Consider the following 25,334-nt stretch of genomic DNA (forward strand, 5'->3'; position numbering starts at 1 on the left):
GGTCAGCTGCCTCCGAGCCGGAAGAAGGAGCCCGCGGTCCGCGCCAGCACGCACGCGTCCTGCCAGAGGGACCAGGTCTCGATGTAGTGGTTGTCGAACCGGGCCCGCTCCTCGATCGAGGTGTCCCCGCGCAACCCGTTCACCTGGGCGAGCCCGGTGATGCCGACGGGCATCCGGTGGCGGGCCTGGTAGCCGGGGTGGGCGCGGCTGAACCGGTCGACGAAGAAGGGGCGTTCGGGCCGGGGGCCGACCAGGCTCATATCGCCGCGCAGGACGTTCCACAGCTGCGGCAGCTCGTCCAGCGAGGTGCGGCGCAGCAGCCGCCCGACCCGGCTCATCCGCCCGTCGGACGCCACGTTCCACCGGGTCGCCGACTCCTGGGGGTCGGCGGGCCGCAGCGTACGGAACTTCAGCAGGACGAACGGACGGCCGTGCCGCCCCACCCGCTCCTGCCGGAAGATGACACCCGGACCGTCCGAGAGCCGCACCGCCAGTGCGCACACCGCCATCAGCGGGGACACCAGCACCAGGCCGACCCCTGCCAGTACGGCGTCCATCACCCGCTTCGCCGCGTGGCTCACGGGCCGGTGCGTGCCGTCCAGGAGCGGCTGGGCGGCGAACCCCCAGAGGTGGTCGGGGCGGCCCCCGGCGGGGCGGGCGGCGACGGCGGTGTCACCGGTGACCAGCCACACCCGGCAGCCGTGCCCGGTGAGCAGGGCGAAGAGGGCGGCACCGTCGGGGGTGGCCTCGGGCGGCGCGGTGAACACCGCGTGCCGGACACTGTTCTGCACGACGGCCCGGCCCACCTCCTGCGGGGTGACCAGGACCGGCAGCGGCACACCACCGTCCGTCCGGGCCGCCGCGGGCTTCTCGTCGGAGGCTGCGGAGGCGTCGGGCGCGGCGGGGGCGGCGACCCGGCCGACGGGGCGCAGCCCGTACTCGGGGTGGTCGTGGAGTGCCGCCGTCACCTGGTGGGCCACCGGGCCGTGGCCCACGATCAGCGTCGAGAGGGGGTTGCGGACCGCCGCCCGGTGCCGGAGCCGGTGCACCACCGCGCGCCCGGTGGCGCACAGCACGGTCTGCGCGGCCGCCGCGTACGCCAGCGCGGCCCAGCCGAACTCGTGGCTGGGCGCCCAGGCCGCGACCACCTGCATGGTCACGTACCACTGGAGCAGGGCGAGACCGAGGAGCGCGGGCACTTCGGAGAGCACCGAGGGGGAGAGGCCGAGCCGGTAGAGGCCCCGGTAGGCGTGGAGCAGCACCTGTGCCACCGCCTGTGCGGCGACCACGGCCCGGGGCAGGCCGGCCGGGGCGCACAGGGCGAACGTGACGGCCAGCGCCGCCGCGTCGGCACCCAGGAGGTGCGCGGCGGGCGGGAACCGGACGGCGGCGCGGCCACCGCCGAGCTCCCGCGTACGGCCGCCGCTTCTTCGCGGCGGATGAACCGTGTGAGCCTGTACGGCTGTTGCCTGGCCGGCGCCGGGTACCGGTGCACTCTCCATCGTCATCGCTCGGTGCGCTTCCTCATCGTGGGGCCGGACAGGGAGACAAGTTCCTGGTAGAGACCGGCAACCGCCCCCGCGGTCCGTCGGACGTCGAACGTCGCCCGGGCATGGCGCAGGGCCCGGAGGGAGACCGCCTCGCGCAGCGCGGGATCGGTCAGCAGAGCGGTGAGCGCGGCGGCCAGCGCCGCCGGGTCCTCGGGCGGTACGAGGAGGTGGTCCGCGTCGCCCGGCGCCACGCTCTCCCGCGCCCCGCTGACCTCGCTCATCACGACGGCCCGGCCGCAGGCCATGGCCTCCAGCGGGGCCAGCGCCATGCCCTCCCAGCGGGACGGCAGGACGACGACGTCCGCCGCGTGGATCCACGGCCGCACATCGCCGCTCGCCCCGGTGAACAGGACACCGGCCGGAGCCGCGCCCTCCAGGCTCGCGCGGTCGGGCCCGTCGCCCACCAGGACCAGCCGGGCGCCCGGTACCCGCAGCAGCCGCCAGGCCGCCAGCAGGACGTCCTGGCCCTTCTGCCGGGTCAGGCGGCCGACGCAGACGACGAGGGGGGCCCGCGGATCCGTGCCGTCCAGTAAGGGGAGCGAGGCCCGGGCCGCCGTGCGGTCGGCCTGCCCGCCGGGGCGGAAGCGGTCGAGATCGATGCCGTTGTGGATCACCGACCAGCGGGCGGCGATTCCCGCCTCCTGGCCGGTGCGCCGCTCGGACTCGCTGACGCACAGGATCTGATCGGCCCAACGCGCCCCGAACCGCTCCCAGTTCAGGGCCAGTTCGGCGGTACGGCCGCCGACGGCCTCGAACGACCAGGCGTGCGGCTGGAACACCGTGGGCACCTTGCCCCGTACGGCGATCCGGCCCGCGAGCCCGGCCTTGGCACTGTGCGCGTGCACCACATGCGGGCGGCAGTCGCGGACGATCCGCCGCGCGGCGGCGACCTCGCCCGCCAGCCGGGGCCCGGGGGCGCGGGTGGCGGACCAGCCCCGGACCTGGGCTCCCGCGGCGGCCGCCCCGGAGGCCAGCGCGCTCCCGGGCGGACAGGCCACCACGGGCCGCAGCCCGGCGCCGGCCTGGGCCCGGACGAGGTCGGTGACGACCCGGGCCACTCCGCCGTCCACGGGCTGAACCAAATGAAGGACCGTCAATTGTCTTTCTTCGGCACGACGCATGTGCAGCACGTACGGCTCTCTTCGCTCAATCCGGTGAGTAAAGCCGAAGTGCACTTTGGCAGACATGTGGCGAAATCGTGCGCGTGACTCGCTCATACGACCACGCGGGGATTACCCGGGAGACACGGCTGATCAGGTGGTCCGTGCTGCCGTGCCGTGTCTTCGCGCACCCGTCGGAATGAGTCGGCGAAAGGGCTTTCGCGGAGAATTCGTGGCGCAATTGTGGGGTGGGCCGGTGGAATTGGTCCGGTCAGGTGTCACCCTGTTCGCCGTATATCCCGAACGGCCGGATGCCGCAGTGGATGGCGTCACCATCCACTGCGGCATCCATCTGACGGTCACGCAGTTCTATTGTCGCTCAAGGGGGCCGCCCGGGTGGCGGTGAAGGTGACGTCCTCGGCGCGGGCGATGATCTCCACCTCGTCACCGAGGGCCCATTCGGCGACCCGGGACGCCATCGCCGCCGGAACTGTCTCACTGATCTCCGGCGCCGCGGGGATGTCGTACGTGGCGTGGGCGTCGTGCGGCAGCACCACCCGGTACTCCAGCTCCAGCGCCCGGCGGGCGGTGGCCAGGACGCACATCTCCGACATCACCCCGCAGACGGCGAGCGCCTGGACCCCGGCGGCCGTCAGCTCGGCCTCCAGCGTGGTGTCCTCGAAGCCGTCGTCCTCGGACTTGCGGATCACGGTCTCCGTGGGGCCGTCGAGGACCGGGAGGTGTAACTCCCAGCCGGGGGTGTGCGGTTCGTCGGGCTGCCCGGCCGGACCGTCGTTCTGCAGGTGGACGACGAGCGCCCCGGCGGCCCGGGCCCGGCGGACGAGGCCGTCCACCCGGTCCAGCAGCCGGGGCGCGTCGGGCACGGGGTTGCCGCCCGTGACGAAGGCCGACTGGACGTCGACGACGATCAGTGCGTGTACGGGGGCGGGAAAGGGGGTCATACCGGCTCCAGTTCTCGTGAGCGTCCATCATTTCAGCCGACGGCCTCGGGGCTGCCGTCGCCCCGGGTCACCCGGTGCGGTCGACGAGGAAGGGGATCAGGGTGAGCAGGTCACCCCGTGCGCCCTCGGCGAGCTCCACCCCGTCCAGGCAGATGCGGGCGGCCCGCAGGTGGTCCCGGGCCTCGGTGACCGTGGCCCGGCGCCCACCCGCCTCGTCGACCAGCTCGGCCGCCCGGCGCAGCGCGGCACCGTCGAGCGGGCCCGGCCCGGTGAGGAGGGCCTCCAGCCGCTGGGCCGCCGGCCGGCCGGACGCCAGGGCGGCCAGGACCGGGAAGGTCTTCTTGAGCCGCCGCAGATCGCTGTGGACCGGCTTCCCCGTGATCTGCGGATCGCCCCAGATGCCCAGCAGGTCGTCCACCGCCTGGAACGCCACGCCGAGATGGCGCCCCGCCCGGTCCAGCGCCCCGGCCGTGGCCGCCGGGGCCCCGGCCAGCAGCGCGCCCAGCGCGGCCGCGCAGCCGAGCAGGGAGCCCGTCTTCTGCGTGGCCATCGCCCGGTACTCGCGCGGCAGGACCGCCTCGGGCCCGGTCCAGGGCCGGGACTCGAAGAGCAGGTCCTGCGCCTGACCGTGCACCAGATCGCCCAGCGCCCCCGACAGATGGCGCACCGCCGCGGCTCCGGTGGGCCCGGGGACCTCCGCCAGCGTCCGTACGGCCAGCGCGAACAGGGCGTCCCCGGCCAGAACCGCGGGCCCGGTGCCGTACGCCTTCCACACGGTCGGGCGGCGGCGCCGGGTCTCGTCGCCGTCCATGATGTCGTCGTGGATGAGGGAGAAGGTGTGCACCAGCTCGACGGCGACCGCCCCGGCGACCCCGTCCGGGCCGCTGCCCCCGGCGGCCTCCGCACCGAGCACCGCGAGCGCCTGCCGCACCCCCTTGCCCTGCGAACCGGGCACCGGCTCACCGTCGACCCCGCTCCACCCCAGCGAGAAGGCGGCCGTCTCGGCGTGCCAGGGGTGCAGCCGCCGCACCGACTCCACCAGCGCGGGCCGGACCAGCGCGCGGCACCGGTCCAGTATCTGCGGCGCGGCCGCCTGACGGGTCGTTGACAACGTCATCGGGCCTCGGCCTCCTGGTGGGCGGCGACCGGTCCGGTGCCGGGGGCGGCCGTCGGCGGAGCCTCCTTGTGGGTGGCGGAGGGGGCGGAGGCGGCGCGCTCCGCGACCGGTGCCACCCCCAGCTCCGCGTACGCCTTCTCCACCATCTCCCGGGCGTTGAGCAGTCCGATCCGGCTCAGCCTGCCCCGGAGCTCGTCCAGCTCCGCGACGGTGGCCGCGCGGTCGCGGCCGAGTCGGGCGCGGGCCTTGACCAGGCCCAGGGCTGCCAGGGCCTCGCCCCGGGGCTCGGTCATCGCGCGGAACTCGGCGAGCGCCTCCTCGTAGACCGCGCGCGCCTCCCCGTACCGCCCGGCGCGGAAAAGCACGTTGGCGCGCATCTTGTGGTTGTAGGCGAGCGCGCTGGAGAGCTTCATCTCCCGGCAGGTCACCTCGGCCTCGGCGAGCAGGCCGAGCGCGCGTTCCGTCGCCCCGTCCCGCAGGGAAACGATGTCAGCGATGCCGCGCAGGGCCCAGGCCCGGCCCCGCCGGTCGTCGGCGTCGCCCGCGAGGACCGCCGCCTCCTCGAACATCTCCAGGGCCGAGTCGAGCTGCCCGGTGTTGCGGTGGATCTGCGCGATGCCTTCGAGGGCCCACACCGTGTGGCGCGCCTCGCCCCGGGCGCGGGCCTCGGCGAGCAACTGCTCGTGCAGGGTGGCGACCGTCGCGTAGTCGCCCTGGATGCGCCCGGTCTCGGCGAGTCCGGCGAGCGAGTAGCCGCGCGCGACCACGTCCCCGCCGCGCTTGCCCAGCTCGGCGGCGAGCCCCAGCAGCCGGAACGCGAGGCGCAGCGAACCCCGTTGACGCGCCAGCGTCCCCCCGCTCCACAGCGCCCAGGCCATCGCCCCCGTGGCCCCGGCCGAACGCGCGGCCCGGTAGCTCGCTTTCCAGGCCCGGTCCGCTTCCTCGACCTGCCCCAGCCGGCGGTGCGCCTCGGCCACCGCGAGCCCCGTCCGCGCCACCTCCTCCTGGGAGCCGGAGAGCTCGGCCTGTTTGAGGTGCCGGATGCCCTCGGCCAGTACGTCGGTGAGGGAGGCGTTCACCGACATCTTGGTGAGCGCGCCCTGGTACTCGGGCGCCAGTGCCTTGGTCTGCATGGGTGCCTTCCGCGCGATGCCGGACTCGCGCCGAACCACTATACGCGCCATGTATACATGAAGCGCATAGTGGACCGGTTCTCCGAGCCCGGTACAGGTGGGGGCGGCCGCCGCTCGTTCCGCGCGGCGAACCGTTCTGTCAGTGATCAAGACGGAACCGGGGCGCCCAGGGTTGCTCGTACCGCGCAGGACGTTCTCCGGAACATCCCCCGGGCGTAACCGAAAGGGCGTCACCGGACGCCCGAGGTGTCAGCCGACGCGCGGCGGTTCGTGCAGGCCGAAGGGGGAGCCCTGGTCGTCGCGGCAGAGCCGGAACCGCCCGAACCGCGCGGCCGACGCCTCGTCCTCGCCGGGGTCGTCATCGGTCACACTGCCGCCCAGTTCACGCACCTGCGCCACCGCGGCATCCAGGTCGTCGACCCGGAAGAAGAGGTACGGTCCGGCCCCCGGGTCACCGCCATGGACGCCGCCCTGCCCGCTGGGCGTCCCGATCGCGTAGCCGCCCTCGCCCGAGGGGCCCGGCTCGAAGTTCCACCCGAACAGTGCCCCGTAGAACGTCCTGGCCTTCTCGGGATCGTCCACCCCGAGCTCGAAGAAGGAGATCTCACCGGCCATCACGGGCACCTGCCATCTCTGCGGGGGCTGCACGCGCCGTGCGGGGAGGCGCACGCACGCTCCTTCCCACCGTACGGCGACGGATCGGCCCGCGCAGCGCCGCCCGGGGCCCACGACAGCGGGTCAGTTGGCATTGCAGCCGATACCGTCACCGTCCCGGTCGAGGCGGTGCGGGTCGTCGGGGCCGACCCGCACCGGGCCTGGCAGGTCCGAGCAGTCCACATCGGGGACACCGGCGGGAGGCCCGGGCGGAAGGTCCGGGCGCGCCGGGGTGTCCGGGGCACGTGAAGCAGGCGGGTCGGGCGGGTCCGGGGGAGGGGCGGAGGTCTTCGGCGGCTCGGGGCAGGCGCTCCACAGGCCCGCTCCGGTCTGCCGGGCGGCGTCCTCGGCGTCGGAGATCCTGTTCCAGTGCTTGTCGTTGGGCGGGTGGAGGACCGCCTCGGCGTGCCCGCTGCGGACAAGGGACTCGTTGACGAAGGTGCCCTTCTCGTTCCACACGTACAGCAGGTACCGGTCGTAGCGGTCGGTGAGTTCGGCGTCGCGTTCGGCGCGGATGCGGCTGCCCGGAGGCAGGAGCTCGGCCGTGCGGTCGGTGGCGTCATCGGCGAAACAGGCACCGCGCTCCGGGGCGTCGATCTCCAGCAGGCGCACCCGGGACACGGTGCCCTTCGGCAGGACCTTGCCGTCGCCACGCACTTCCAGGGTGTCTCCGTCGATGATGCGCAGCACCACCACGCCCGGCGGAGCCTTGGAGGGCGGCTTGGGCTTCGTGGTCGACGGCTTCGCGGTCGGCTTCGTCGGTGTTGCCGCTGTCGCTGGTGTGGTCGGCGTGGCCACAGGGGCGTCGGACGGCTCGACGGGTGGCTCGGCGGACGGTTTCGCCGAAGCCGCGGGTGAGCCGTCATCAGGTTCGTCGGACGGCGGGGGCGTGGCGGTCTCCGTCGGCGCGGCCGTGCCGGAGGTGCGCTCCTGGCCTCTTTCGAGCAGCGCCCCGAATCCGCCCAGCCCCACCAGAAGACCGAGGATCACCAGGACCGCGACCATCCAGGGATGCCGGAAGCGCCCGGGCCCGCCGGGATCGCGCGGATCCGAGCGGGATCGCCAGGGCTGGTTGCGCCAGGCGTTCGGGTCAGGCGGCGGAGAAGGGCACATGGAGCCCTCCGGAGGGTGTGGAACACACTGCCCATCCAGTACAGCACCGCCCCTGCCCGGCCGCCTTCCGGCGAGCTGCCGTCCACCCGTGCCGGTACCGGGGCCCGTACGGGCGAACAGGAAGGGCGGGGAGCCCCCGGCCGCGCTGGAATGGACGGGTGACGGCACCCCCGGACGACTGCCTCGCACGCAACGAGTGGATCTGCGGCGCCTACCTCTCCAGCCGCCGGGAGATCCTCTGGGACGCTGCCCTCCAGCACCTCCAGCTCACCGCCCTGGCCGTCCTCATCGGGCTCGCGCTCGCCGTCCCGCTGGCCCTCGCCGCCCGCCGCTGGCGCTGGGCCGCCGGTCCCGTGCTGGGGCTGACGACGGTCCTCTACACCATCCCGTCGCTCGCCATGTTCTCGCTGCTGCTGCCGGTGTACGGACTCTCCGCCGCGCTCGTCGTCACGGGGCTCGTCCTCTACTCACTGACCCTGCTCGTCCGCAACATCCTCGCCGGGCTGCGGGCCGTCCCCGAGGAGACCCGGCAGGCCGCGCGCGGTATGGGGTACGGGCCGCTGCGTCTGCTGCTCGCCGTGGAGCTCCCGCTCGCCCTGCCCGCCGCCATGGCCGGACTGCGGATCGCCACCGTCTCCGCCGTCTCCCTCGTCACGGTGGGGGCGATCGTCGGCTACGGAGGGCTCGGCAACCTCATCTACTCCGGGATGAACACCTACTTCAAGGCCCAGGTGCTGACCGCCTCCGTCCTCTGCGTCGTCATCGCCGTCGCCGCCGACCTGCTCCTCCTGGGAGCGCAGCGGCTGCTGACCCCCTGGACGCGGAGGCGGGGATGAGGACGGCTCCGTACGCGGAGGCGAGCATGCGGACGGCTCTGTACGCGGAGGCGGGCATGAAGCCGCCGCAGAAGAGGAGGCGGGCATGAACATGCTCTCCGGCACCTGGTCCTGGCTCACCACCGCCGCCCATTGGTCCGGCCCCGACGGGATCTGGAACCGGCTCGGCGAACACCTCTTCCTCACCGTCGTCTGCCTGTTCATCAGCTGCCTGATCGCCCTGCCCGTCGCGCTGGTCCTCGGTCATCTCGGCAAGGGCGGCGCGCTCGCCGTCAACATCTCCAACATCGGCCGGGCCGTGCCCACCTTCGCCGTCCTCGTCCTGCTGCTGCTCACCCCCGTGGGCACGTACGGCCAGTGGTCGACGATCATCGCCCTCGTCCTCTTCGCCGTGCCGCCGCTGCTCACCAACGCCTACGTGGGGATGCGCGAGGTCGACCGGGACGTCGTGCGGGCAGCCCGGGGGATGGGTATGACCGGCCGTCAGATGCTGTGGAGCGTCGAACTGCCGCTGGCCCTCCCGCTGATCGTCACGGGCGTCCGGATCGCCGCCGTCCAACTGGTCGCCACCGCCACCCTCGCCGCCCTGGCCGGCGGCGGCGGTCTCGGCCGGATCATCACTGCGGGATTCAACCTCGCCTCCACCCCACAGGTGGTGGCCGGGGCGATCCTGGTGGCGGTCTTCGCCCTCCTCGTCGAGAGCCTTTTCGAGGCGGGGCAGCGCATGGCGCCCAGCCGGGGGCGGGAGGCCACATGAGCCCCGCCCGCGCCCGCCGGACCCTCGCCGCGCTTGTTCTGCTCGCCGCCACCGCCTGCACCACGGGCCCCAGCCTGGAGAACCAGGGCGAGGTCACCGCACCGCCCGGCGACAGCAGGGAACTGACCATCGGATCGGCCGGATTCACCGAGAGCGATCTGCTGGCCCAGATGTACGCCCTGCTCCTGGAGCGCGCCGGATACGCCACCGACATCATCTCCGTGACCAACCGCGAGATCTACGAACCCGCCCTGGAGAGCGGCCAGATCGATGTCGTACCGGAGTACGCGGCGACCTTCGCCGACTGGCTGAACGCCAAGGCCAACGGGGCCGACGCCGACCCCGTCGGATCGCCCGACCTCGCCGCCACCATGAAGGCGCTGCGCGCCCTGGCCGCCCCGCGCGGGCTCACCGTGCTCGACCCCGGCCGGGCCGTCGACCAGAACGCCTTCGCGGTCGCCGCCTCCTATGCGAAGGAGCACGGCCTGAAGACCCTCAGCGACCTCGGCCGGGCGAAGCTCCCGGTGCGGCTCGCGGCGGGCGACGAATGCGTACAACGGCCTTACTGTGCACCCGGGTTGCGCAAGACGTACGGTATCGACATCGTCGCCGTCGACCCGAAGGGCGTCGGCACCACCCAGGCCAAGCAAGCCGTCCAGAACGGTCAGGACCAGATGGTGCTGACCACCACGACCGACGCCACGCTCGACCGGTTCGGGCTGGTTCTCCTGGCGGACGACAAGAAGCTCCAGAACGCCGACTACGTGGTCCCCGTCGTCAACCGCGCCCGGGCCGGAAGCGACGGGGTGCGCGACGCCCTCGGCGGGCTCAACACCGTCCTGACCACCGCCGACCTTGCGTCCATGAACGAACAGGTTGACAGCTGGCGCAGGCTCCCCGAGGACGTCGCACGCACCTACCTGGAGTCGAATAAGCTGATCCCGAAGGGCTGACAGGGTCCTAAGGTGCCGGTGCCGGTGCCGGTGCCGGTGCAGGCGGCGGCCAGGGGACGTCCGACAGCAGGGGCAGGATCTCGGCCTCCTCGTAGTCGAGGTGGGCGGTCAACTGCTCCGTCATCCTGGCCAGTTCGGTGCGGAATCGGTCCGGTTCGGCGATGGTGACGTCGGCCAGCAGTGCCGCGAGCGCCGACTGTACGGCCGCGATGGACCGGTGTTCGTCCCGGAGCCGGTCGAGGGCGGGGCGCAGGTGGGGGTGGTACCCCTCCATCACCGGGAACACATGGCCGTCCTCGCCCGTGTGGTGGAACTTCAGCGCCTGGCAGAACGCCAGGCAGCGCTGCCGGATCTGGAGACCGAGGCCGGGCGGGGGCGGTGCGCCCGCGCCCCGGTGGGCGGCGCGGGTGGCGAAGTGGGCTTCCGTCTCCGCGTGCACCTGGGCCAGTTGGCCGCGCAGCCAGGTGTGTACCTCGGTGAGCTTGTCGGCCAGGGAGGTGATCTCGGGGGCCGGTGAGGTCTGCGGGTCGGGGAGTCGCAGGACCACGACCGGCAGTTTCCGTTCGGTCGCCGCCTGGTACTCCGCGTACCCGGGGGCCTCGGCCACCACCCGGGCGAACAGCTCGTCGCGCGCGGGCCCTTCGGCGGGTACGGCGATGGTCTGGAACTCCTGTTCACCCAGCTCCACTTGGACGGCGGGGTGGGCCAGGAGGTTGTGGTACCAGGCGGGGTGGCGCGGCGCGCCGAGGTTGGAGCCGACGACCAACAGCCGGTCACCGTCCCGGACATGGCCGAGCGGGGTGGTGTGCGGCTGCCCGGTGCGGGCGCCGGTGGTGGTCAGCAGGAGGAGGTCGGAGCCGGCGAAGGGGCCGCCGACCTTCCCCGCGTTGGCACGGAACTCATCGATGACGGACTGCTGGAAGGCAGAGGGCATGGGTGTTCTGGGTCTCCCGGAAGAAGTGAAGAAGCGAAGAAGTGGGGAAGTGTGGAAAGGCACGGCGCGGCGCGGTGCGCGGGTGCGGCCGGAGCGGCGGCACGCGCAGTCGCGAGGGCGTCGGGCGTCAGAAGCAGCGGGCGGTGAGTGGACTCATCACGTCGTCCCTGAAAGAAGGTGCTGGCTTGACCGTCGGCCGGCCCGGATCTCTTTGGCCGACGTCACGCTGCACGCGGACCATTAGAGCGAGAGTGTCCCGTGCTGTCAACGCGAGCCCTCAGTTCTTCCCGCCCGCCCCCGACCTGCTCTCCCAGAGTCCTCGACGTGCTTCCGGCGCGCGGAAAACGCGTTGCCCGCCCGTCCGGAGCCTGGGACGCTCGGGCCCATGCCTGAACAGCAGACCCTTCCGCAGCAGCAGTCCGTCCCCCGAATGCACCAGGTCGCCACCCTCTTCGCGCACGGCCGACTGGTCACGATCCCGCGCAAGCAGGCCCGGCTGGAGCAGTTGCTGGTTCACCTCGCCGAGACGCTGTTCGAGCGGGACCGTTCGTACACCGAGCGGGAGGTCAACGAGGCGCTGCTCACCGTCCACGAGGACTGCTCCGCGCTGCGCCGCCACCTGGTCGTCGCCGGACTGCTGGTCCGCCCCCGGGACGGCAGCAGCTACCGGCGCGGCAGGTGATCTCCCGCCCCGCGCCCAGGTGACCTCCCGCCCCTGCGGCCCGGGGTGAGATCCTTCCCCCATGGGGATTCTGCGCAAGAAGTGCAAGCGCTGCAAGAAACGGGCCCGGCTGCGAGGGGGCGAGTGCCGCCGATGCCGGCTGAAGGAGCACGGCGCCGATGCGGCCGACGTCGGAGTCGACGTGGCGGAGGTCGCCGTGGAGGCCGGTGCGCTGGGGGCGGTGGGGCGCGTGTTCGGCGCGATCGCCCGTGCGCTGTTCAACTGACCAGCAGCGCAAGGGAGATGGGGAGGGGTGGCGGCGGCTCGCGAGCGCTCGTACACCGGTCGGCCGCCGCCCGGTCCGCAGGTGCGGGCGGCGGCAGCCTGCGTCCGGCCCGAGCAGCCTGACCCGAGCCGTCCGGCGCCCCCTCACGCGTCCGCGACCGAGTCAAAGTCCACCTCCTCGCGCCCCACGCCCTGCGCGTCCGCGTCCACCGACCGGCGCAGCGCCTCATGGAGCTTCGCCGGGGTCAGGACCCCCAGGAACCGCGCCCCGTCCAGCACCGCCACCCACCCCGCGTCATGCTGGAGCATCTCGCTGAACGCCTGCTTCAGCGGGGCGCCCACCGGCACCCACGCCTCCATCCGGCGGGCCAGCGCGCCCACCGTCCCCCGCTCCCCGGCGTTCCGCAGCGCGTCCGCCGACACCCAGCCGTGCAGCTCGCCCGTGCCGTTCAGCACCACCGCCCACCGGGCCCCCGCCGCCCGCAGCCGCTCCGCCGCCACGGCGGCCCGCTCCTCCAGCCGGGCCACCGGCGGCTCCTCCAGGTCCTCCGCCTCGATCGCGGTCACCGAGAGCCGCTTCAACCCCCGGTCCGAGCCCACGAATCGGGCCACGTACGGGGTCGCCGGGGTGCCGAGCACGGCGGCCGGGGTGTCGAGCTGTTCGATGCGCCCGTCCCCGTACACCGCGATCCGGTCCCCCATCCGCACCGCCTCCTCGATGTCGTGCGTGACCAGGAGGACCGTCTTGCGCACCCGCTCCTGGAGGGCCAGGAACTCGTTCTGGAGCCGCTCCCGCACCACCGGGTCCACCGCCCCGAACGGCTCGTCCATCAGCAGGACCGGCGGGTCGGCGGCGAGCGCCCGGGCCACGCCCACCCGCTGGCGCTGGCCGCCGGAGAGCTGGGCCGGATAGCGCGAGCCGTACGTCTTCGGGTCCAGGCCCACCAGATCCAGCAGCTCCGCCGCCCGCTCCCTGGCCCGCGCCCGCTTCCAGCCGACCAGCGCGGGGACGGTCGCGGTGTTGTCCAGGACCGTGCGGTGCGGGAAGAGGCCGACCTGCTGGATCACATAGCCGATCCGGCGGCGCAGCTTCACCGGGTCGATCCCGGCGATGTCCTCGCCGCCCACCAGAATGCGGCCCGAGGTCGGCTCGATCAGCCGGTTGACCATCATCATGGTGGTCGTCTTGCCGCAGCCGGACGGCCCGACCAGCGTCACGAGTTCGCCCTCCGCCACCTCGAAGGAGAGCCCGTCGACCGCCGTCGTACCGTCCGGGTAGACCTTGCCGACCTGCTCGAACCGGATCATCTCCGCACAGTAGGAGCGCCCCGGGCGCGCCGCACACCGACCGGGACCGTCCGGGGCACCCGCCCCTTCCTCCGAGGCCATGTGCTGAACTGGCCCCGACTCCCGACCTCCGACACAGGAGCCCCAGTGAACAGCTACCGTCAGCCCGGCGTCGTTCTCACCGACCGGCGTTTCACCGTTCCCCTCGACCACAGCGACCCCGGCGGCGAGCAGATCGATGTGTACGGGCGCGAGGCCGTGGCCTCCGGGCGCGCGGGCGAGGAGCTGCCCTGGCTGGTCTACCTGGAGGGCGGCCCCGGCTTCGGCGCCCGCCGGTTCGTCGGTACGGAGGCCTGGCTCGGCCGGGCGCTGCGCGAGTTCCGGGTCCTCCTGCTCGACCAGCGCGGCACCGGCCTGTCCACCCCCGCCAACCGGCAGACCCTCCCGCTGCGCGGCGGACCGCGCGAACAGGCCGACTACCTCACCCACTTCCGCGCCGACGCCATCGTCCGGGACTGCGAGATCGTCCGGCAGCGGCTGACCGGCGGTGCGCCCTGGACGGTGCTGGGCCAGTCCTTCGGCGGCTTCTGCGCGGTCCACTACCTCTCCACGGCGCCCGAAGGGCTCGCGGCGGTCCTCATCACCGGCGGGCTGCCCTCGCTGGACGCCCACGCCGACGACGTCTACCGGGCCGCGTACCCCCGTATCGAACGGAAGGTCGCCGCGCACTACGCCCGCTACCCGCAGGACATCGAACGCGCCCGCGCCATCGCCGCGCACCTGGCCGAGCACCGCCCCGAGAGCGCCGGTCACCGGCTCACCCCCGAACTCTTCCAGTCGCTCGGCATCCTGCTCGGGAGCGGCAGCGGCAGCCACCAGCTCCACTACCTCCTGGAGAACGCCTTCGTCCGCACCCCGCACGGCACCGAGCTCTCCGACACCTTCCAGGAGGCCCTGCGCTCCGCCACCTCCTTTGCCGGGCACCCGCTCTACGCCCTGGTCCACGAGGCGATCTACGGGCAGGGCGAGTCCCCCACCGGCTGGGCCGCCGAACGCGTACGCGCCGAGTTCCCGCAGTTCGACGCGGCGAAGACGCTGGCGGGCGACGGGCCGGTCCTGTTCACCGGGGAGACGATCCACCCCTGGCACTTCGACGTCGACCCGGCGCTGCGCCCGCTGCGCGAGACCGCCGAGCTCCTCGCGCAGCGCACCGACTGGCCCGTGCTGTACGACCCCGAACGGCTCGCCGCCAACGAGGTGCCCGTGGCCGCCGCCGTCTACCACGACGACATGTACGTGAACGTCGAGGACTCACTGCGGACGGCTGCGGCGATCCGGGGGCTGCGCACCTGGGTGACGAACGAGTACGAGCACGACGGGGTGCGCGCGGGCGGGCCGCGCGTACTGGACCGGCTGCTCGCGCTGGTCAGGGACGACGTCTGACACCAGTCGGGGACCGACGCCCGGCGCCGTGGCGGGCGTCAGCGCTGGAGCGCCTCCAGCGTGGCGTCCAGGTCCGTGCCGGAGCGCTGGGCCTGGTTGTACGGGAGCTTCGAGAGGACCGAGGCCATGCCGCAGGTGTTGGTGACGGCCGAGAAGACCAGGCCCGAGCCGATCCCGGCGGCGAGCCAGCGGGCGGCCGGGAAGCGGGTGCCCGCCAGCAGGCCGGCCACCACCAGCGAACCGGCCGCGAGCCGCACCTGCCGCTCCATGGCCCAGGTGGCGCGGGCGCCCTCGGGCCGGTCCAGGCCACGGCCGTCGCCCTCCCAGGCGGAGGTGCCGCCGGTCAGCGTGGCCGCGTCGATGTCGGCACCGGCCAGGATCTCGCAGGCCCGGGTGGAGCGGACCCCGGAGGCGCACACCACCAGCAGCGAGCCCCGGGCGGAGGCCGACTTCAGGGCGGGCAGGGCGTCGGGCAGCTTGTCCAGCGGGATGTTCAGGGCGCCGGGCACATGGCCCGCCGCGTACTCGCCGGGAGCCCGCACGTCGATCACGGTGAACTCCTCCAGACGGGCTGCGGCCTGGGCGGGGGAGAGGGAGGCGGGGCTGGTCACGAGCGGGGTCCTTTCGTCGACCGGGGCGGCGCGCGGGAGGGCTGGGACTCTACACGTGTCTCCAGCACCGAAGGGCGGGCCCGCATTCCCCCTCGTACCCGGAGACTCCCCGGATACGGGTCCCGCACCCGCGGCCTCTCCGGTTTCCGGTCCCGCACCCGCGGCCTCTCCGGTTTCCGGTTCCGCGCCCGTGGCCTCTTCGGATTCCGGTTGCGCGCCCGCGGATTCCCCGCCCACCGGCTCCGTACCCGCGGACTCCCCGGATACCGGCCCGCCGCCCTGATCGTCGGTAGCCTGCCGGTATGACGCAGCAGCGACTCGAACCCCTGCCCGCCGACTGGAGCCGCGCCCTGGCCGTGGTCGCCCACCCCGACGACCTGGAGTACGGGGCGGCCGCCGCCGTGGCCGACTGGACCGACGGCGGGCGCGAGGTCGTGTACCTCCTCGCCAGCCGGGGCGAGGCCGGGATCGACACCCTGCCGCCCGAGGAGTGCGCCCCCCTGCGTGAGCGGGAGCAGCGCGCGAGCGCGGCGGTGGTCGGTGTCCGCACGGTGGAGTTCCTGGACCACCGGGACGGGGTGATCGAGTACGGCACCGGGCTGCGCTGCGACATCGCCGCCGCCATCCGCCGCCACCGCCCGGAGCTGGTGGTCACCCTGAACCACCGGGACACCTGGGGCGGAGTCGCCTGGAACACCCCCGACCACCGGGCCGTCGGCCGGGCCACCCTGGATGCCGTGGCCGACGCGGGCAACCGATGGATCTTCCCGGAGCTGACGGAACAGGGGCTCCAGCCGTGGAACGGGGTGCGCTGGACCGCCGTGGCGGGCAGCGACCGGCCCACGCACGCGGTCGACGCGACGGCGGGGTTCGAGCGCTCGGTGCAGTCCCTGCTCGCGCACCGGACGTACATCCAGGCGCTGACCAAGGAGGCGCCGGAGACGTACTGCCGCTCCTTCCTGAAGGAGATGGTGGAGTCCGGGGCCGACCGGTTCGGCGGGCGCCCGGCCGTCACCTTCGAGGTCTTCGCCCACTGACACCGGGAATGGGCGACACCGGGAATGAGCGATACCGGGAATGGCAAGCTGGATTGACAATCCCGCTTGCCGATTCTGCAATGGGTGGATGAAGGAACACGACCGGGACGATCCCGAACTCGACGCCGTACTCACCGGAGTCGGCCCCCGGCTGCGCCGCCTGCGCAAGGACCGCGGGGTCACCCTCTCCGCGCTCTCCGCGGCCACCGGGATCTCCGTCTCCACGCTCTCCAGGCTGGAGTCCGGCGGCCGCCGCCCCAGCCTGGAGCTGCTGCTCCCGATCGCCCGCGCCCACGAGGTCCCGCTCGACGACCTCGTGGGCGCCCCGCCCGTCGGCGACCCCCGGGTGCGGGCCAAGCCGATCGTGCGGCACGGCCGGACGATGGTGCCGCTGACCGCCCGGCCCGGCGGCCTCCAGGCGTACAAGATGGTGCAGGAGGCGGGCAGCGGCGAGGAGCCGGAGCAGCGGACGCACGAGGGGTACGAGTGGGTGTTCGTGCTCTCCGGGAAGCTGCGGCTGCTGCTGGCCGAGCACGATCTGGTGCTGGAGCCGGGGGAGGCCGCCGAGTTCGACACCCGGCTGCCGCACTGGTTCGGACCGGCGGAGGACAAGCCGGTGGAGTTCCTCAGCCTCTTCGGCCCGCAGGGCGAGCGCATGCATGTGAGGGCGAAGCCGAAGCGGGGCTGAGAGGGTCCTGGTGCCGGGGCCGCCGGGGTGTTCCCAGGTAGGCAAGCGACCGCTTAGTATGCGCCGGAGCAGTGGAAATGCCGACAGCGGCAGCGGTTGATTCCGACAGTGTTGTGGAGGCCCCTCATGCAGGCATGGCGAGTGCACCGGAACGGCGAGCCGGGCGAGGTGATGAGCCTGGAGGAGACGGACCGGCCCACCCCCGGTGACGGGCAGGTGCTCGTCCGGGTCACCGCGGCGAACGTCAACTTCCCCGACGCCCTGCTCTGCCGGGGCCAGTACCAGGTGCGGCCGCCCCTGCCGTTCACCCCGGGCGTCGAGGTGTGCGGCACGACGGAGGACGGGCGGCGCGTCCTCGCCACCCCCGCTCTGCCGTACGGAGGTTTCGCCGAGTACGTCGTCGCGGACGAGGCGGCCCTGCTGCCAGCCCCCGACGCACTCGACGACGCCGAGGCGGCTGCCCTCCACATCGGCTACCAGACCGGCTGGTTCGGCCTGCACCGCCGCGCGAACCTCCGGGCGGGCGAAACCCTCCTCGTCCACGCGGCGGCGGGCGGGGTCGGCAGCGCGGCCGTCCAGCTCGGCAAGGCGGCGGGCGCCACCGTCATCGGGGTCGTCGGCGGCCCGGAGAAGGCGGCCGTCGCCCGTGAGCTCGGCTGCGACCTGGTCATTGACCGCCGTAGCGAGGACATCGTGGGCGCGGTGAAGGAGGCGACCGGCGGGCGCGGCGCCGACGTCGTCTACGACCCGGTCGGCGGCGACGCGTACGCCAAGTCCGTCAAGTGCATCGCCTTCGAGGGCCGCGTCCTCGTCGTCGGCTTCGCCAGCGGCAACATCCCCGCCCCGGCGCTCAACCACGCCCTGGTGAAGAACTACTCCATCGTCGGGCTGCACTGGGGCCTCTACAACACCAAGGACCCGGCCGCCGTGCGCGCCTGCCACGACGAGCTGACCAAGCTGGCCGACCGGGGGATCGTCAAACCCCTGATCAGTGAGCGTGTCGGGATGGCCGGAGCGGCCGAGGCCGTCCAGCGTGTCGCCGACGGCACCAGCACCGGCCGGATCGTCGTGCTGCCCGGAGGTGCCCGATGAGCCCAGCCGTCGACGTCACCGAGGTCCGCCGCCGCACCCGCGAGCTGCTGGCCGCGCACCCGCCCGCCACCACCGGCCGGACCGACTTCCTCAAGGCCCGGTTCGACGCGGGCCTCGCCTGGGTCCACTACCCGGTGGGGCTCGGCGGGCTCGACGCGCCCCGCTCACTCCAGCAGGCCGTCGACGCCGAACTCGCCGCCGCCGACGCGCCCGACAACGACCCGCGCCGCATCGGTATCGGCCTCGGCATGGCCGCGCCCACCATCCTCGGCTTCGGCACCGATGAGCAGAAGAGGCGCTTCCTGCGCCCCCTGTGGGTGGGGGAGGAGGTCTGGTGCCAGCTCTTCAGCGAGCCCGGCGCCGGTTCCGACCTTGCCGCCCTCGCCACCCGGGCCGTCCGCGACGGCGACGACTGGGTGGTCGACGGGCAGAAGGTCTGGACGTCCAGCGCCCATGTGGCCCGCTGGGCGATCCTCATCGCCCGTACCGACCCGGACCTGCCCAAGCACCGGGGCATCAGCTACTTCATCTGCGACATGACCGATCCGGGCGTGGAGGTCCGGCCGCTGCGCCAGATCACCGGGGAGGCCGAGTTCAACGAGGTCTTCCTCTCCGGCGTACGCATTCCCGACAGCCACCGGCTCGGCCCCGTCGGCGAGGGCTGGAAGGTCGCCCAGACCACGCTGATGAACGAGCGCATCTCCATCGGCGGCTCCCGTATCCCCCGCGAGGGCGGCATGATCGGCCCCGTCTCCCGGACCTGGCGCGAGCGCCCCGAACTGCGCACCCACGACACCCACCAACGCCTGCTCACCCTCTGGGTGGAGGCCGAGGTGGCCCGGCTCACCGGGGAGCGGCTGCGTCAGCAGCTCGTCGCCGGACAGCCCGGACCCGAGGGCTCGGGCATGAAGCTCGCCTTCGCCCGGCTCAACCAGGAGATCAGCGGTCTGGAGGTCGAACTGCTCGGTGACGAGGGCCTGTTGTACGGCGACTGGACCATGGTCCGCCCGGAGCTGGTCGATTTCACCGGCCGGGACGCCGGCTACCGCTACCTGCGCTCCAAGGGGAACTCCATCGAGGGCGGCACCAGCGAGGTCCTGCTGAACATCGTGGCCGAGCGCGTCCTCGGGCTGCCCGCCGAACCCCGCAACGACAAGGACGTCGCCTGGAAGGACCTGAGCCGATGACCACGCCCGCCCAGCCCCCCGCCACCCCCGACCTCCTCTACTCCCAGGACGAGGAGGACCTGCGCTCCGCGGTGCGCGCCCTCCTCGCCGACCGGGCCGACGCGCCGACGGTGATCGCGGCGACCGAGGCGGACACGCCGTACGACCCCCGGCTCTGGGAGGCGCTGGCCACCTGCATCGGCGCCGCCGGACTCCTCGTACCGGAGAAGCTCGGCGGCCAGGGCGCGTCCCACCGGGAGGCCGCCGTGGTGCTGGAGGAGCTGGGCCGCAGCGTGGCCCCGGCCCCGTACCTGACCAGCTCCGTCGTGGCCACCGAGACCCTGCTCGCGCTGGCCGGGGAGGACGGACTCGCCCCGGCCGGGGACGCGGGACCGGCCGCCGCACTCCTGGCCGAGCTGGCCTCCGGCGCCCGTACGGCGGTGCTCGCCGTGCCCTTCGCCACCCCGCCCGCGGGGGCGCGGGCGGCGGCCATCACCTCACTCGACGGCACCGTACGGGGAGTCGCCGACGCCGCTGTGGCCGACGTCCTGCTGGTGCCGACCGCCGAGGGCCTGTACGCGGTCGGGGCGGCGGCCTCCGGAGTGGCGGTGGAACCCCTCGTACCGCTCGACCTCACCCGTCCCCTCGCCACCCTCACCCTCTCCGGCGCGACCGGGACCCTGCTCGCCGCCCCGGACGCCTGCGCCACCGCCGTACGGCGCGGTCTGCTCGCCGGGGCCGGACTGCTCGCCTCCGAGCAGCTCGGGATCGCGGAGTGGTGCCTGGCCGAGACGGTCCGGTACACCCGCGAACGGCACCAGTTCAACCGGCCCGTGGGCTCGTTCCAGTCGCTCAAGCACCGGATGGCGCAGCTCTGGCTGGAGGTCGTCTCGGCCCGCGCCGCCGCCCGCAACGCCGCCGACGCGCTGGCCACCCACAGCCCCGACGCCCCGCTCGCGGTAGCGGTGGCCCAGGCGTACTGCTCCGGCGTCGCGGTCCACGCCGCCGAGGAGTGCGTGCAGCTCCACGGCGGGATCGGGATGACCTGGGAACACCCGGCGCACCTCTATCTCAAGCGCGCCAAGGCCGACTCCCTCGCGTACGGCTCGGCGGGCAGCCACCGCGAGGCGCTCGCGGAGCTGGTGGAGCTGCCGGCCCCGTAAGCCTCCCGGTGCACATCCCGGCCAAAGGCCCTGGGTACCCCGTCCTCCCTGTGGAGGCGGGGTACCCAGGGCCTTAAAGAGCGTTTCTTCCTGGCAGGAGTGTTTGGCAACGCAGTGCTGCCGTGGATGATTGCGGGGTGTTGGTCCGAGTGGAAGCGGTGGGGCAGGTCGCCGACGGGCGCGCGATGGTTCGGGTGCGCTCGGAGGTGGGTGCCGCTGCGGCGTTCTGGTGCGGCGATCCGACGGAAGTGGGCCGCGAACATCATGTGGAGTGGACCGTTGAAGAGGACGTGGCCTGGGACGGCAACATTCGACCGGCCACTTCATTGTCACCCGGGGTGGACGAGGAGGAAGCCGGTCGGATTGTCTTTCGGGGGCGGCTGGGCCTGACGGGCGATGGCGGAGCCATGCTGGAAGTAGCTGGAACCCCTATCCTGTTCGACCTCGCCGCCCCGCCGCCGTCGACTGCTGTCGATGGAACGTGGGTCGAGATCAGTGTGGAGCGGAACAGCGTCAGCCTGTGGCCCTACCTGCTGTGATTCATGGGAGCCGGGCGCTGCCGCCGTTCAGTTGTCGCGCCCGTCGTGGGTCGATTCGCGGGTGAGTCTGCGGCTCATGAGGTCGATCATCGCTATGCCGATCATGGCTTCGGAGCGGTGGGGGTGGGTTTCGTAGTCGCGGGCGAGGCTGCGGTGGTGCATGAGCCAGCCGAATCTCCGCTCGACGGCCCAGCGCCGCGGAATTGCCTTGAAGCCTTTCCGGGCGGGGTTGCGGCGGGTGGCTTCGACGTCGATGCCCAGGAGGAGGCCGACGGTGTCGACGCCCAGGGGATCCCGGTCCGGTCGACGTGGAGAGTGGCGTCCATGATCCGGCGCAGGTCGTGTTCGGGCGGCCGCCCGATGTCCAGGCCCTTCCCTCTGCGTTCCACTCGCCAGGCTGTCAGGGTTGGTTCGAGCAGTTCCCAACGGGCATCGGACAGGTCACGGGGGTACGGCCGCTGTCGGCGAGGCATGTTTCGGTAGTGCCGATGGCAGCCGTCCCGCCACAGTGCGCAAACAGGCGTGACCGGGGGCGTGTTGGGATCAGACAGGAGGGACGCCTCCCGGAAGATCCCGGGAGGCGTCCACAGCGGCGCAGGTTCAGCCTTCGCCCTTCCACGACCGCCAGAGAGCCGCGTACGGCCCGTCCGCGGCCACCAGCTCATCGTGGGTGCCCAGTTCGACGATGCGGCCGGACTCCATGACCGCGACGCGGTCGGCGTCATGAGCGCTCTGCAGCCGGTGGGCGATGGCGATGACGGTGCGATCCGACCGGACCGCTGCCATGGCTCGCTCCGCCTGCCGGGCAGTCGTCGGATCCAGCAGCGATGTGGCTTCGTCGAGGATCAGGGTGTGCGGGTCGGCGAGCTGAACCCTGGCCAGTGTGAGTTGCTGAGCCTGCGCGGGGTCCAGGTCGAGTCCGCCCACCCCCAGCGGGGTGTCGAGCCCGTCCGGCAGCTGTGTGACCCAATCTGCCTCCACCAGGGACAGGGCCGCCCGGATGGCCGCATCGTCCGCGTCCGGGGCGGCCATGGTCATGTTCTCCCGGAGCGTGCCGAGGAATACGTGGTGCTGTTGGGTGATGAGGGCGATCCGGTTTCCGAGCTCACCGGCGGCCGCGAGGTCGGCAACGGGGACGCCGCCGACCAGAATGTCACCCGTGTCCGGCACGTCCACACCGGACATCAGCTTTCCGAGCGTGGATTTGCCGGCCCCCGACGGTCCGACCACTGCCAGCCGCTCACCGGGCCGAACCAGCAGTTCGACGTCCTTCAGCACATCGTGCGAGGGGGTGTAGGAGTACCGTACGCCCCTGACCTCGATGCGGTCGTCGACCGGAGTGGGCACACGGGGATTCGGCTCCTGCGACACCATGCCGATGCCCTTGATCCGGGCGAATGACGCGCCGCTGCGCTGCAGTTGTTCGACCCAGCTGAGCACGCGGTCGAGAGGGTCGACCAGCTGCCACATGTACAGGCTGCCTGCCACCACGACCCCCAGGGTGATCGACCCATGAAGGTAACCGAGCCCGCCCACCAGCAGAATGAGAGCCATGGGCAGGGCGTGGGCGAATTCGGTGATGGGGAAGAGGACGGTCCGCAGGAAAAGAGTGCGGACTCCGGCGCGATAGGTGGTGTCGATGGCTTTGTCGACCGCGAGGTTCTGCCGTGCTCGCATTCCGTAGGCCTCGATGGTGCGCGCACCGTGCGCGGTGGAGTTCAGGACCTCGGAGACACCGCCGGCGGTGGCGCCTTCCGCGAGGTAGGCGTCCCGAGCCCGGGCGAGGTACCAGCGACTCGCCGCCCACACCAAGGGCAGGCCCACCAGGGAGCAGAGCCCGAGGAGCGGGTCCAGCAGGCATACCGCGGCGAAGATGAACAGGATCTGGACGCCCGCGATGAGGACGTCGGGGGCCGCGTTGCGCAGCGTGGCCGCCACGGTCCCGACGTCCACGGTTGAACGGGTGACCAGATCACCGGTGCCCACTTGTTCCGCGATCCGTCCTGGCAGGGCGAGCGAGCGGTCTACGACCTCTTCGCGGAGACGGGCGAGGGCGCGCTCCCCGAACCGGTGGGACAGGCAGCGTGCGTATCGCGTCAGGACCAACTGGAGAGTTGCGAAGACAAGGACGGACCCGGCCAGGACATCGACCTGGGAGGTGGTCAGTTCTCCCGCTTCGACCCGGGTGACGATCCGGCCCAGCAGCCATGGTCCGGCCACGCCGGCCAGCGCGGCCAGGCAGGTCAGTACGAGGATCGCGGCCATGGCCCGTCCGTCGTCCTTCAACAGCTGCCAGCTGGCCCGGCGTACCGTAGAGGCATCGGCCACCGGCAGGCGCGGCATCTCTTCGGAACGGCTCATTGGGTGTGTCCTTCCACTGGCTTCGCCGAGACGGCTTCCGTACGGCTGTCGGTGCTGCCGCGGAACACCAGCGCCGCGTATCCGGGCTGTTCGGCGAGGAGTTCGCCGTGAGTGCCGGTGGACTTCACTTTGCCGTCCACGAGGTAGGCGACTTCGTCGGCGTGGCCGAGCAGCAGCGGGGACGTACTGACCACCACGGTGGTCCGGCCCCGGCGGTGAGCTGCTGTCCGGGTGGCGACGTTGGCCTCGGTATGGGCGTCCAGCGCGGATGTGGGCTCCACCAGCAGGAGCACTTCGGGGTCGGCCAGCAGTGCCCGAGCCAGGCGCAGACGCTGACGCTGCCCGCCCGAGACATTGCGGGCCTGGCTGTCCAGACGGGTGTCGAGTCCGTCGGGGAGTGCTTCGATGACGTCCTCGGCGGCAGCGGCGTGCAGGGCCCGGCCGATGTCCTCGGCGCTGTGGTCGTCATGGACGGATATGGCTGACCGCAGCGGGCCGCCGAACATGTAGGCGTCGTTGTCGGCGACCAGGACAAGGCGCCGCAAGGCGGAGCGGTCCCAGTCCGACAGCCTCGTGTCGCCCCAGGTGGCCTCGGAGTCCGTGTAGCCGGCCAGCCGCTTCACCACGGCGCGCGGTTCGTCGGGCCTCTCCCCGACAAGAGCTGTCACCCTGCCGGGGGCCACCACCAGGCCCGAGACGGGGTCACGGAGCGGGCCGGGGGAGCCCGGCGGAGTCTTCCGGGTCCGGTGCTCCTCGGGTTCCGGGGCGAGCGCCAGGATGTCGATCACCCGGCGCGCGGAGACGAGCCCGCGTGGCAGGTCGTCCGCGCCCTCGATGAAGAACGAGACGGGTGCCAGGAGCGCGGCGACGTATCCGTAGACCGCGACCAGTTCGCCCACCGTGATCGAACCACTGGCTGCCATGCGCGCACCGATCCAGGTCACGACGGCGAGGAAGATCACCGGAAGGCACGCGGCGAGCGCCTGGACCCAGCTGGTGAGGGAAGCGACCCTGTAACCCAGCGGGACCAGGGCCTGGGAGCGTTCCCGGTATCGCCGGGCGAACATGGGCTTTCCGCCGATGCCGTTCAGCACACTCAGACCGGCCACCATGTCTCCGGCGAGGGCGGTCAGAGCTCCCTGGTCCTCCCGGTAGTCGCCTTCGGCGCCGTGCAGTCGCTCAAGCAGGGGACCGACCGTCACTGCCAGGGCGGGAACTCCGAGAAGAACTACCGCAGCCAGGACGGCCGAGATGTTGAACAGGAGTACAGCGCTTGAGATGTATGCGATGACCGCGCCGATTCCCGGCCCCGTGACGGTCAGGGTCTGGGCGATCCGGCTGATGTCGCCGGCCTGGAGATGCGTGAGCTCACCCGCTGAAACCTGGCGGGGCAGGGTCGAACCCAGGCGGGTGACATGGTGGGTGACGACCTGGACGGTCCGGTAGGCCGCGTCCACGCGGATGAACGTCATCGTGCGGTGCCGCAGGATTCCCAGGATCGCGATCGCCGCTCCTGTGAGGAGAACCGCACCCACCCACAGGAAAAGTGCTCCGGTATCACGTGCTCGTAGCCCCTCGTCGATCGTCCTCGATATCAGGTACGGCGGCAGCATGAGCGCGCACATCCATGCGCTGCCCCAAGTGGCCCCGAGGAGAACACGTTTGCGTTGCCTCGTCACCAGCCACCACAGGAAGCGCAAAGGGCTCCGGTGATCCGGGAGCCCGGGGTCGCTGTAGGGGACCCTGCGCGTTCCTGCGGGCAGGTCTGGTCCGTCGGTCATCTCGGTCGTCCTTGGATAGATCCGATGGGCGGCATTCCGGGGCGGAAGGAATCCTCGTGACGCGTCGTGTCCCCGCGGGGTGCCGCAGCCGGGATTCCCTCGGCGGTTTGG

Annotated in this window: 24 protein-coding genes and 1 pseudogene; 12 read left to right on the forward strand and 13 right to left on the reverse strand. The window is 72.5% G+C overall.

Features of this window, described 5'->3' with window-relative positions:
- Window positions 1-2: 2 nt before the first annotated feature.
- From ACFW9Z_RS26155 to ACFW9Z_RS26185, 7 genes are all read right to left on the reverse strand, one after another.
- Window positions 3-1,508 carry a sugar transferase gene (locus tag ACFW9Z_RS26155; RefSeq protein WP_384644997.1) on the reverse strand — a complete coding sequence of 502 codons (1,506 nt, stop codon included), beginning with the start codon at window positions 1,506-1,508 and terminating at the stop codon, window positions 3-5.
- The gene (locus tag ACFW9Z_RS26160) at window positions 1,505-2,680 is read right to left on the reverse strand and encodes a glycosyltransferase (RefSeq protein ID WP_384644998.1); all 1,176 of its coding nucleotides are present in this window, start codon (window positions 2,678-2,680) and stop codon (window positions 1,505-1,507) included. Before ACFW9Z_RS26160 ends, ACFW9Z_RS26155 begins: the two co-directional genes overlap by 4 nt.
- Before the next feature lie 329 nt (window positions 2,681-3,009).
- Window positions 3,010-3,612: an isochorismatase family protein gene (locus tag ACFW9Z_RS26165; RefSeq protein WP_384644999.1), complete on the reverse strand. Its 603-nt coding sequence runs from the start codon at window positions 3,610-3,612 to the stop codon at window positions 3,010-3,012.
- A gap of 67 nt (window positions 3,613-3,679) precedes the next feature.
- Complete coding sequence (locus tag ACFW9Z_RS26170) at window positions 3,680-4,729, reverse strand: polyprenyl synthetase family protein (protein WP_384645000.1); 1,050 nt, start codon at window positions 4,727-4,729, stop codon at window positions 3,680-3,682.
- A complete protein-coding gene (locus ACFW9Z_RS26175) occupies window positions 4,726-5,862 on the reverse strand; it encodes a hypothetical protein (protein ID WP_384645001.1) in 1,137 nt (378 codons plus the stop codon). Before ACFW9Z_RS26175 ends, ACFW9Z_RS26170 begins: the two co-directional genes overlap by 4 nt.
- Window positions 5,863-6,111: 249 nt before the next feature.
- Window positions 6,112-6,477, reverse strand: a complete 366-nt coding sequence (locus tag ACFW9Z_RS26180) for a VOC family protein (protein WP_384645109.1) — start codon at window positions 6,475-6,477, stop codon at window positions 6,112-6,114.
- Between the two features lie 123 nt (window positions 6,478-6,600).
- A complete protein-coding gene (locus tag ACFW9Z_RS26185; protein WP_384645002.1) occupies window positions 6,601-7,521 on the reverse strand; it encodes a thermonuclease family protein in 921 nt (306 codons plus the stop codon).
- Window positions 7,522-7,787: 266 nt separating this feature from the next.
- Here ACFW9Z_RS26185 and ACFW9Z_RS26190 point away from each other — a divergent pair, with 266 nt between their 5' ends.
- From ACFW9Z_RS26190 to ACFW9Z_RS26200, 3 genes are all read left to right on the forward strand, one after another.
- On the forward strand, window positions 7,788-8,465 hold the full coding sequence (locus ACFW9Z_RS26190) for an ABC transporter permease (RefSeq protein WP_384645003.1): 678 nt from the start codon (window positions 7,788-7,790) through the stop codon (window positions 8,463-8,465).
- An 85-nt stretch (window positions 8,466-8,550) separates the two neighbouring features.
- Window positions 8,551-9,222 (forward strand): ABC transporter permease, encoded by a 672-nt coding sequence (locus ACFW9Z_RS26195; protein ID WP_384645004.1) that lies wholly within the window; start codon window positions 8,551-8,553, stop codon window positions 9,220-9,222.
- A complete protein-coding gene (locus tag ACFW9Z_RS26200; protein WP_384645005.1) occupies window positions 9,219-10,175 on the forward strand; it encodes an ABC transporter substrate-binding protein in 957 nt (318 codons plus the stop codon). The genes ACFW9Z_RS26195 and ACFW9Z_RS26200 overlap by 4 nt, the downstream gene beginning before the upstream one ends.
- Before the next feature lie 7 nt (window positions 10,176-10,182).
- Here ACFW9Z_RS26200 and ACFW9Z_RS26205 read toward each other — a convergent pair whose 3' ends face one another.
- On the reverse strand, window positions 10,183-11,109 hold the full coding sequence (locus ACFW9Z_RS26205; RefSeq protein WP_384645006.1) for a nitroreductase/quinone reductase family protein: 927 nt from the start codon (window positions 11,107-11,109) through the stop codon (window positions 10,183-10,185).
- 385 nt (window positions 11,110-11,494) lie between these two features.
- On the opposite strand from ACFW9Z_RS26205, the gene ACFW9Z_RS26210 reads away from it, so the two are divergent.
- Window positions 11,495-11,791 carry a DUF2087 domain-containing protein gene (locus tag ACFW9Z_RS26210; RefSeq protein WP_384645007.1) on the forward strand — a complete coding sequence of 99 codons (297 nt, stop codon included), beginning with the start codon at window positions 11,495-11,497 and terminating at the stop codon, window positions 11,789-11,791.
- Between the two features lie 61 nt (window positions 11,792-11,852).
- Window positions 11,853-12,056, forward strand: a complete 204-nt coding sequence (locus tag ACFW9Z_RS26215; protein WP_384645008.1) for a hypothetical protein — start codon at window positions 11,853-11,855, stop codon at window positions 12,054-12,056.
- A gap of 143 nt (window positions 12,057-12,199) precedes the next feature.
- On the opposite strand, the gene ACFW9Z_RS26220 is transcribed toward ACFW9Z_RS26215, so the two are convergent.
- Window positions 12,200-13,363, reverse strand: coding sequence for a betaine/proline/choline family ABC transporter ATP-binding protein (locus ACFW9Z_RS26220; RefSeq protein ID WP_384645009.1), 1,164 nt, complete (start codon window positions 13,361-13,363; stop codon window positions 12,200-12,202).
- A gap of 126 nt (window positions 13,364-13,489) precedes the next feature.
- Between ACFW9Z_RS26220 and ACFW9Z_RS26225 the strand changes: the two genes are divergently transcribed.
- On the forward strand, window positions 13,490-14,785 hold the full coding sequence (locus tag ACFW9Z_RS26225; RefSeq protein ID WP_384645010.1) for an alpha/beta fold hydrolase: 1,296 nt from the start codon (window positions 13,490-13,492) through the stop codon (window positions 14,783-14,785).
- 38 nt (window positions 14,786-14,823) lie between these two features.
- Here ACFW9Z_RS26225 and ACFW9Z_RS26230 read toward each other — a convergent pair whose 3' ends face one another.
- Window positions 14,824-15,396: a rhodanese-like domain-containing protein gene (locus tag ACFW9Z_RS26230; RefSeq protein WP_384645011.1), complete on the reverse strand. Its 573-nt coding sequence runs from the start codon at window positions 15,394-15,396 to the stop codon at window positions 14,824-14,826.
- Window positions 15,397-15,698: 302 nt separating this feature from the next.
- Between ACFW9Z_RS26230 and ACFW9Z_RS26235 the strand changes: the two genes are divergently transcribed.
- From ACFW9Z_RS26235 to ACFW9Z_RS26260, 6 genes are all read left to right on the forward strand, one after another.
- Window positions 15,699-16,433, forward strand: a complete 735-nt coding sequence (locus tag ACFW9Z_RS26235; protein WP_384645012.1) for a PIG-L deacetylase family protein — start codon at window positions 15,699-15,701, stop codon at window positions 16,431-16,433.
- Window positions 16,434-16,521: 88 nt separating this feature from the next.
- On the forward strand, window positions 16,522-17,121 hold the full coding sequence (locus ACFW9Z_RS26240) for a helix-turn-helix domain-containing protein (RefSeq protein WP_384645013.1): 600 nt from the start codon (window positions 16,522-16,524) through the stop codon (window positions 17,119-17,121).
- A 126-nt stretch (window positions 17,122-17,247) separates the two neighbouring features.
- Window positions 17,248-18,213, forward strand: a complete 966-nt coding sequence (locus ACFW9Z_RS26245) for an NADPH:quinone oxidoreductase family protein (RefSeq protein ID WP_384645014.1) — start codon at window positions 17,248-17,250, stop codon at window positions 18,211-18,213.
- Window positions 18,210-19,400 carry an acyl-CoA dehydrogenase family protein gene (locus ACFW9Z_RS26250; RefSeq protein WP_384645015.1) on the forward strand — a complete coding sequence of 397 codons (1,191 nt, stop codon included), beginning with the start codon at window positions 18,210-18,212 and terminating at the stop codon, window positions 19,398-19,400. The genes ACFW9Z_RS26245 and ACFW9Z_RS26250 overlap by 4 nt, the downstream gene beginning before the upstream one ends.
- Window positions 19,397-20,542 carry an acyl-CoA dehydrogenase family protein gene (locus tag ACFW9Z_RS26255; RefSeq protein ID WP_384645016.1) on the forward strand — a complete coding sequence of 382 codons (1,146 nt, stop codon included), beginning with the start codon at window positions 19,397-19,399 and terminating at the stop codon, window positions 20,540-20,542. The genes ACFW9Z_RS26250 and ACFW9Z_RS26255 overlap by 4 nt, the downstream gene beginning before the upstream one ends.
- 137 nt (window positions 20,543-20,679) lie before the next feature.
- The gene (locus tag ACFW9Z_RS26260) at window positions 20,680-21,081 is read left to right on the forward strand and encodes a hypothetical protein (RefSeq protein ID WP_384645017.1); all 402 of its coding nucleotides are present in this window, start codon (window positions 20,680-20,682) and stop codon (window positions 21,079-21,081) included.
- Between the two features lie 27 nt (window positions 21,082-21,108).
- On the opposite strand, the pseudogene ACFW9Z_RS26265 reads toward ACFW9Z_RS26260, so the two are convergent.
- The 3 genes and pseudogenes from ACFW9Z_RS26265 to ACFW9Z_RS26275 form a co-directional block, all read right to left on the reverse strand.
- A pseudogene (locus ACFW9Z_RS26265) lies at window positions 21,109-21,554 on the reverse strand (transposase).
- 127 nt (window positions 21,555-21,681) lie between these two features.
- Window positions 21,682-23,442: an ABC transporter ATP-binding protein gene (locus ACFW9Z_RS26270; protein ID WP_384645018.1), complete on the reverse strand. Its 1,761-nt coding sequence runs from the start codon at window positions 23,440-23,442 to the stop codon at window positions 21,682-21,684.
- On the reverse strand, window positions 23,439-25,055 hold the full coding sequence (locus ACFW9Z_RS26275; RefSeq protein ID WP_384645019.1) for an ABC transporter transmembrane domain-containing protein: 1,617 nt from the start codon (window positions 25,053-25,055) through the stop codon (window positions 23,439-23,441). The genes ACFW9Z_RS26270 and ACFW9Z_RS26275 overlap by 4 nt, the downstream gene beginning before the upstream one ends.
- Window positions 25,056-25,334 lie beyond the last annotated feature (279 nt).

It is taken from the genome of Streptomyces sp. NPDC059452 (assembly GCF_042750035.1).
Lineage (GTDB): Bacteria > Actinomycetota > Actinomycetes > Streptomycetales > Streptomycetaceae > Streptomyces.

Excerpts from the sequence above, each read along its gene's own strand:
- ACFW9Z_RS26210 (WP_384645007.1), top strand. The coding sequence starts at position 11,495 with ATGCCTGAACAGCAGACCCTTCCGCAGCAGCAGTCCGTCCCCCGAATG.
- ACFW9Z_RS26255 (WP_384645016.1), top strand. The coding sequence starts at position 19,397 with ATGACCACGCCCGCCCAGCCCCCCGCCACCCCCGACCTCCTCTACTCC.
- ACFW9Z_RS26245 (WP_384645014.1), top strand. The coding sequence starts at position 17,248 with ATGCAGGCATGGCGAGTGCACCGGAACGGCGAGCCGGGCGAGGTGATG.
- ACFW9Z_RS26250 (WP_384645015.1), top strand. The coding sequence starts at position 18,210 with ATGAGCCCAGCCGTCGACGTCACCGAGGTCCGCCGCCGCACCCGCGAG.
- ACFW9Z_RS26215 (WP_384645008.1), top strand. The coding sequence starts at position 11,853 with ATGGGGATTCTGCGCAAGAAGTGCAAGCGCTGCAAGAAACGGGCCCGG.
- ACFW9Z_RS26170 (WP_384645000.1), bottom strand. The coding sequence starts at position 4,729 with ATGACGTTGTCAACGACCCGTCAGGCGGCCGCGCCGCAGATACTGGAC.
- ACFW9Z_RS26220 (WP_384645009.1), bottom strand. The coding sequence starts at position 13,363 with ATGATCCGGTTCGAGCAGGTCGGCAAGGTCTACCCGGACGGTACGACG.
- ACFW9Z_RS26275 (WP_384645019.1), bottom strand. The coding sequence starts at position 25,055 with ATGCTGCCGCCGTACCTGATATCGAGGACGATCGACGAGGGGCTACGA.
- ACFW9Z_RS26235 (WP_384645012.1), top strand. The coding sequence starts at position 15,699 with ATGACGCAGCAGCGACTCGAACCCCTGCCCGCCGACTGGAGCCGCGCC.
- ACFW9Z_RS26185 (WP_384645002.1), bottom strand. The coding sequence starts at position 7,521 with ATGGTCGCGGTCCTGGTGATCCTCGGTCTTCTGGTGGGGCTGGGCGGA.
- ACFW9Z_RS26180 (WP_384645109.1), bottom strand. The coding sequence starts at position 6,477 with ATGGCCGGTGAGATCTCCTTCTTCGAGCTCGGGGTGGACGATCCCGAG.
- ACFW9Z_RS26270 (WP_384645018.1), bottom strand. The coding sequence starts at position 23,442 with ATGAGCCGTTCCGAAGAGATGCCGCGCCTGCCGGTGGCCGATGCCTCT.
- ACFW9Z_RS26205 (WP_384645006.1), bottom strand. The coding sequence starts at position 11,109 with ATGCCCTCTGCCTTCCAGCAGTCCGTCATCGATGAGTTCCGTGCCAAC.
- ACFW9Z_RS26195 (WP_384645004.1), top strand. The coding sequence starts at position 8,551 with ATGAACATGCTCTCCGGCACCTGGTCCTGGCTCACCACCGCCGCCCAT.
- ACFW9Z_RS26175 (WP_384645001.1), bottom strand. The coding sequence starts at position 5,862 with ATGCAGACCAAGGCACTGGCGCCCGAGTACCAGGGCGCGCTCACCAAG.
- ACFW9Z_RS26200 (WP_384645005.1), top strand. The coding sequence starts at position 9,219 with ATGAGCCCCGCCCGCGCCCGCCGGACCCTCGCCGCGCTTGTTCTGCTC.
- ACFW9Z_RS26165 (WP_384644999.1), bottom strand. The coding sequence starts at position 3,612 with ATGACCCCCTTTCCCGCCCCCGTACACGCACTGATCGTCGTCGACGTC.
- ACFW9Z_RS26155 (WP_384644997.1), bottom strand. The coding sequence starts at position 1,508 with ATGACGATGGAGAGTGCACCGGTACCCGGCGCCGGCCAGGCAACAGCC.
- ACFW9Z_RS26240 (WP_384645013.1), top strand. The coding sequence starts at position 16,522 with ATGAAGGAACACGACCGGGACGATCCCGAACTCGACGCCGTACTCACC.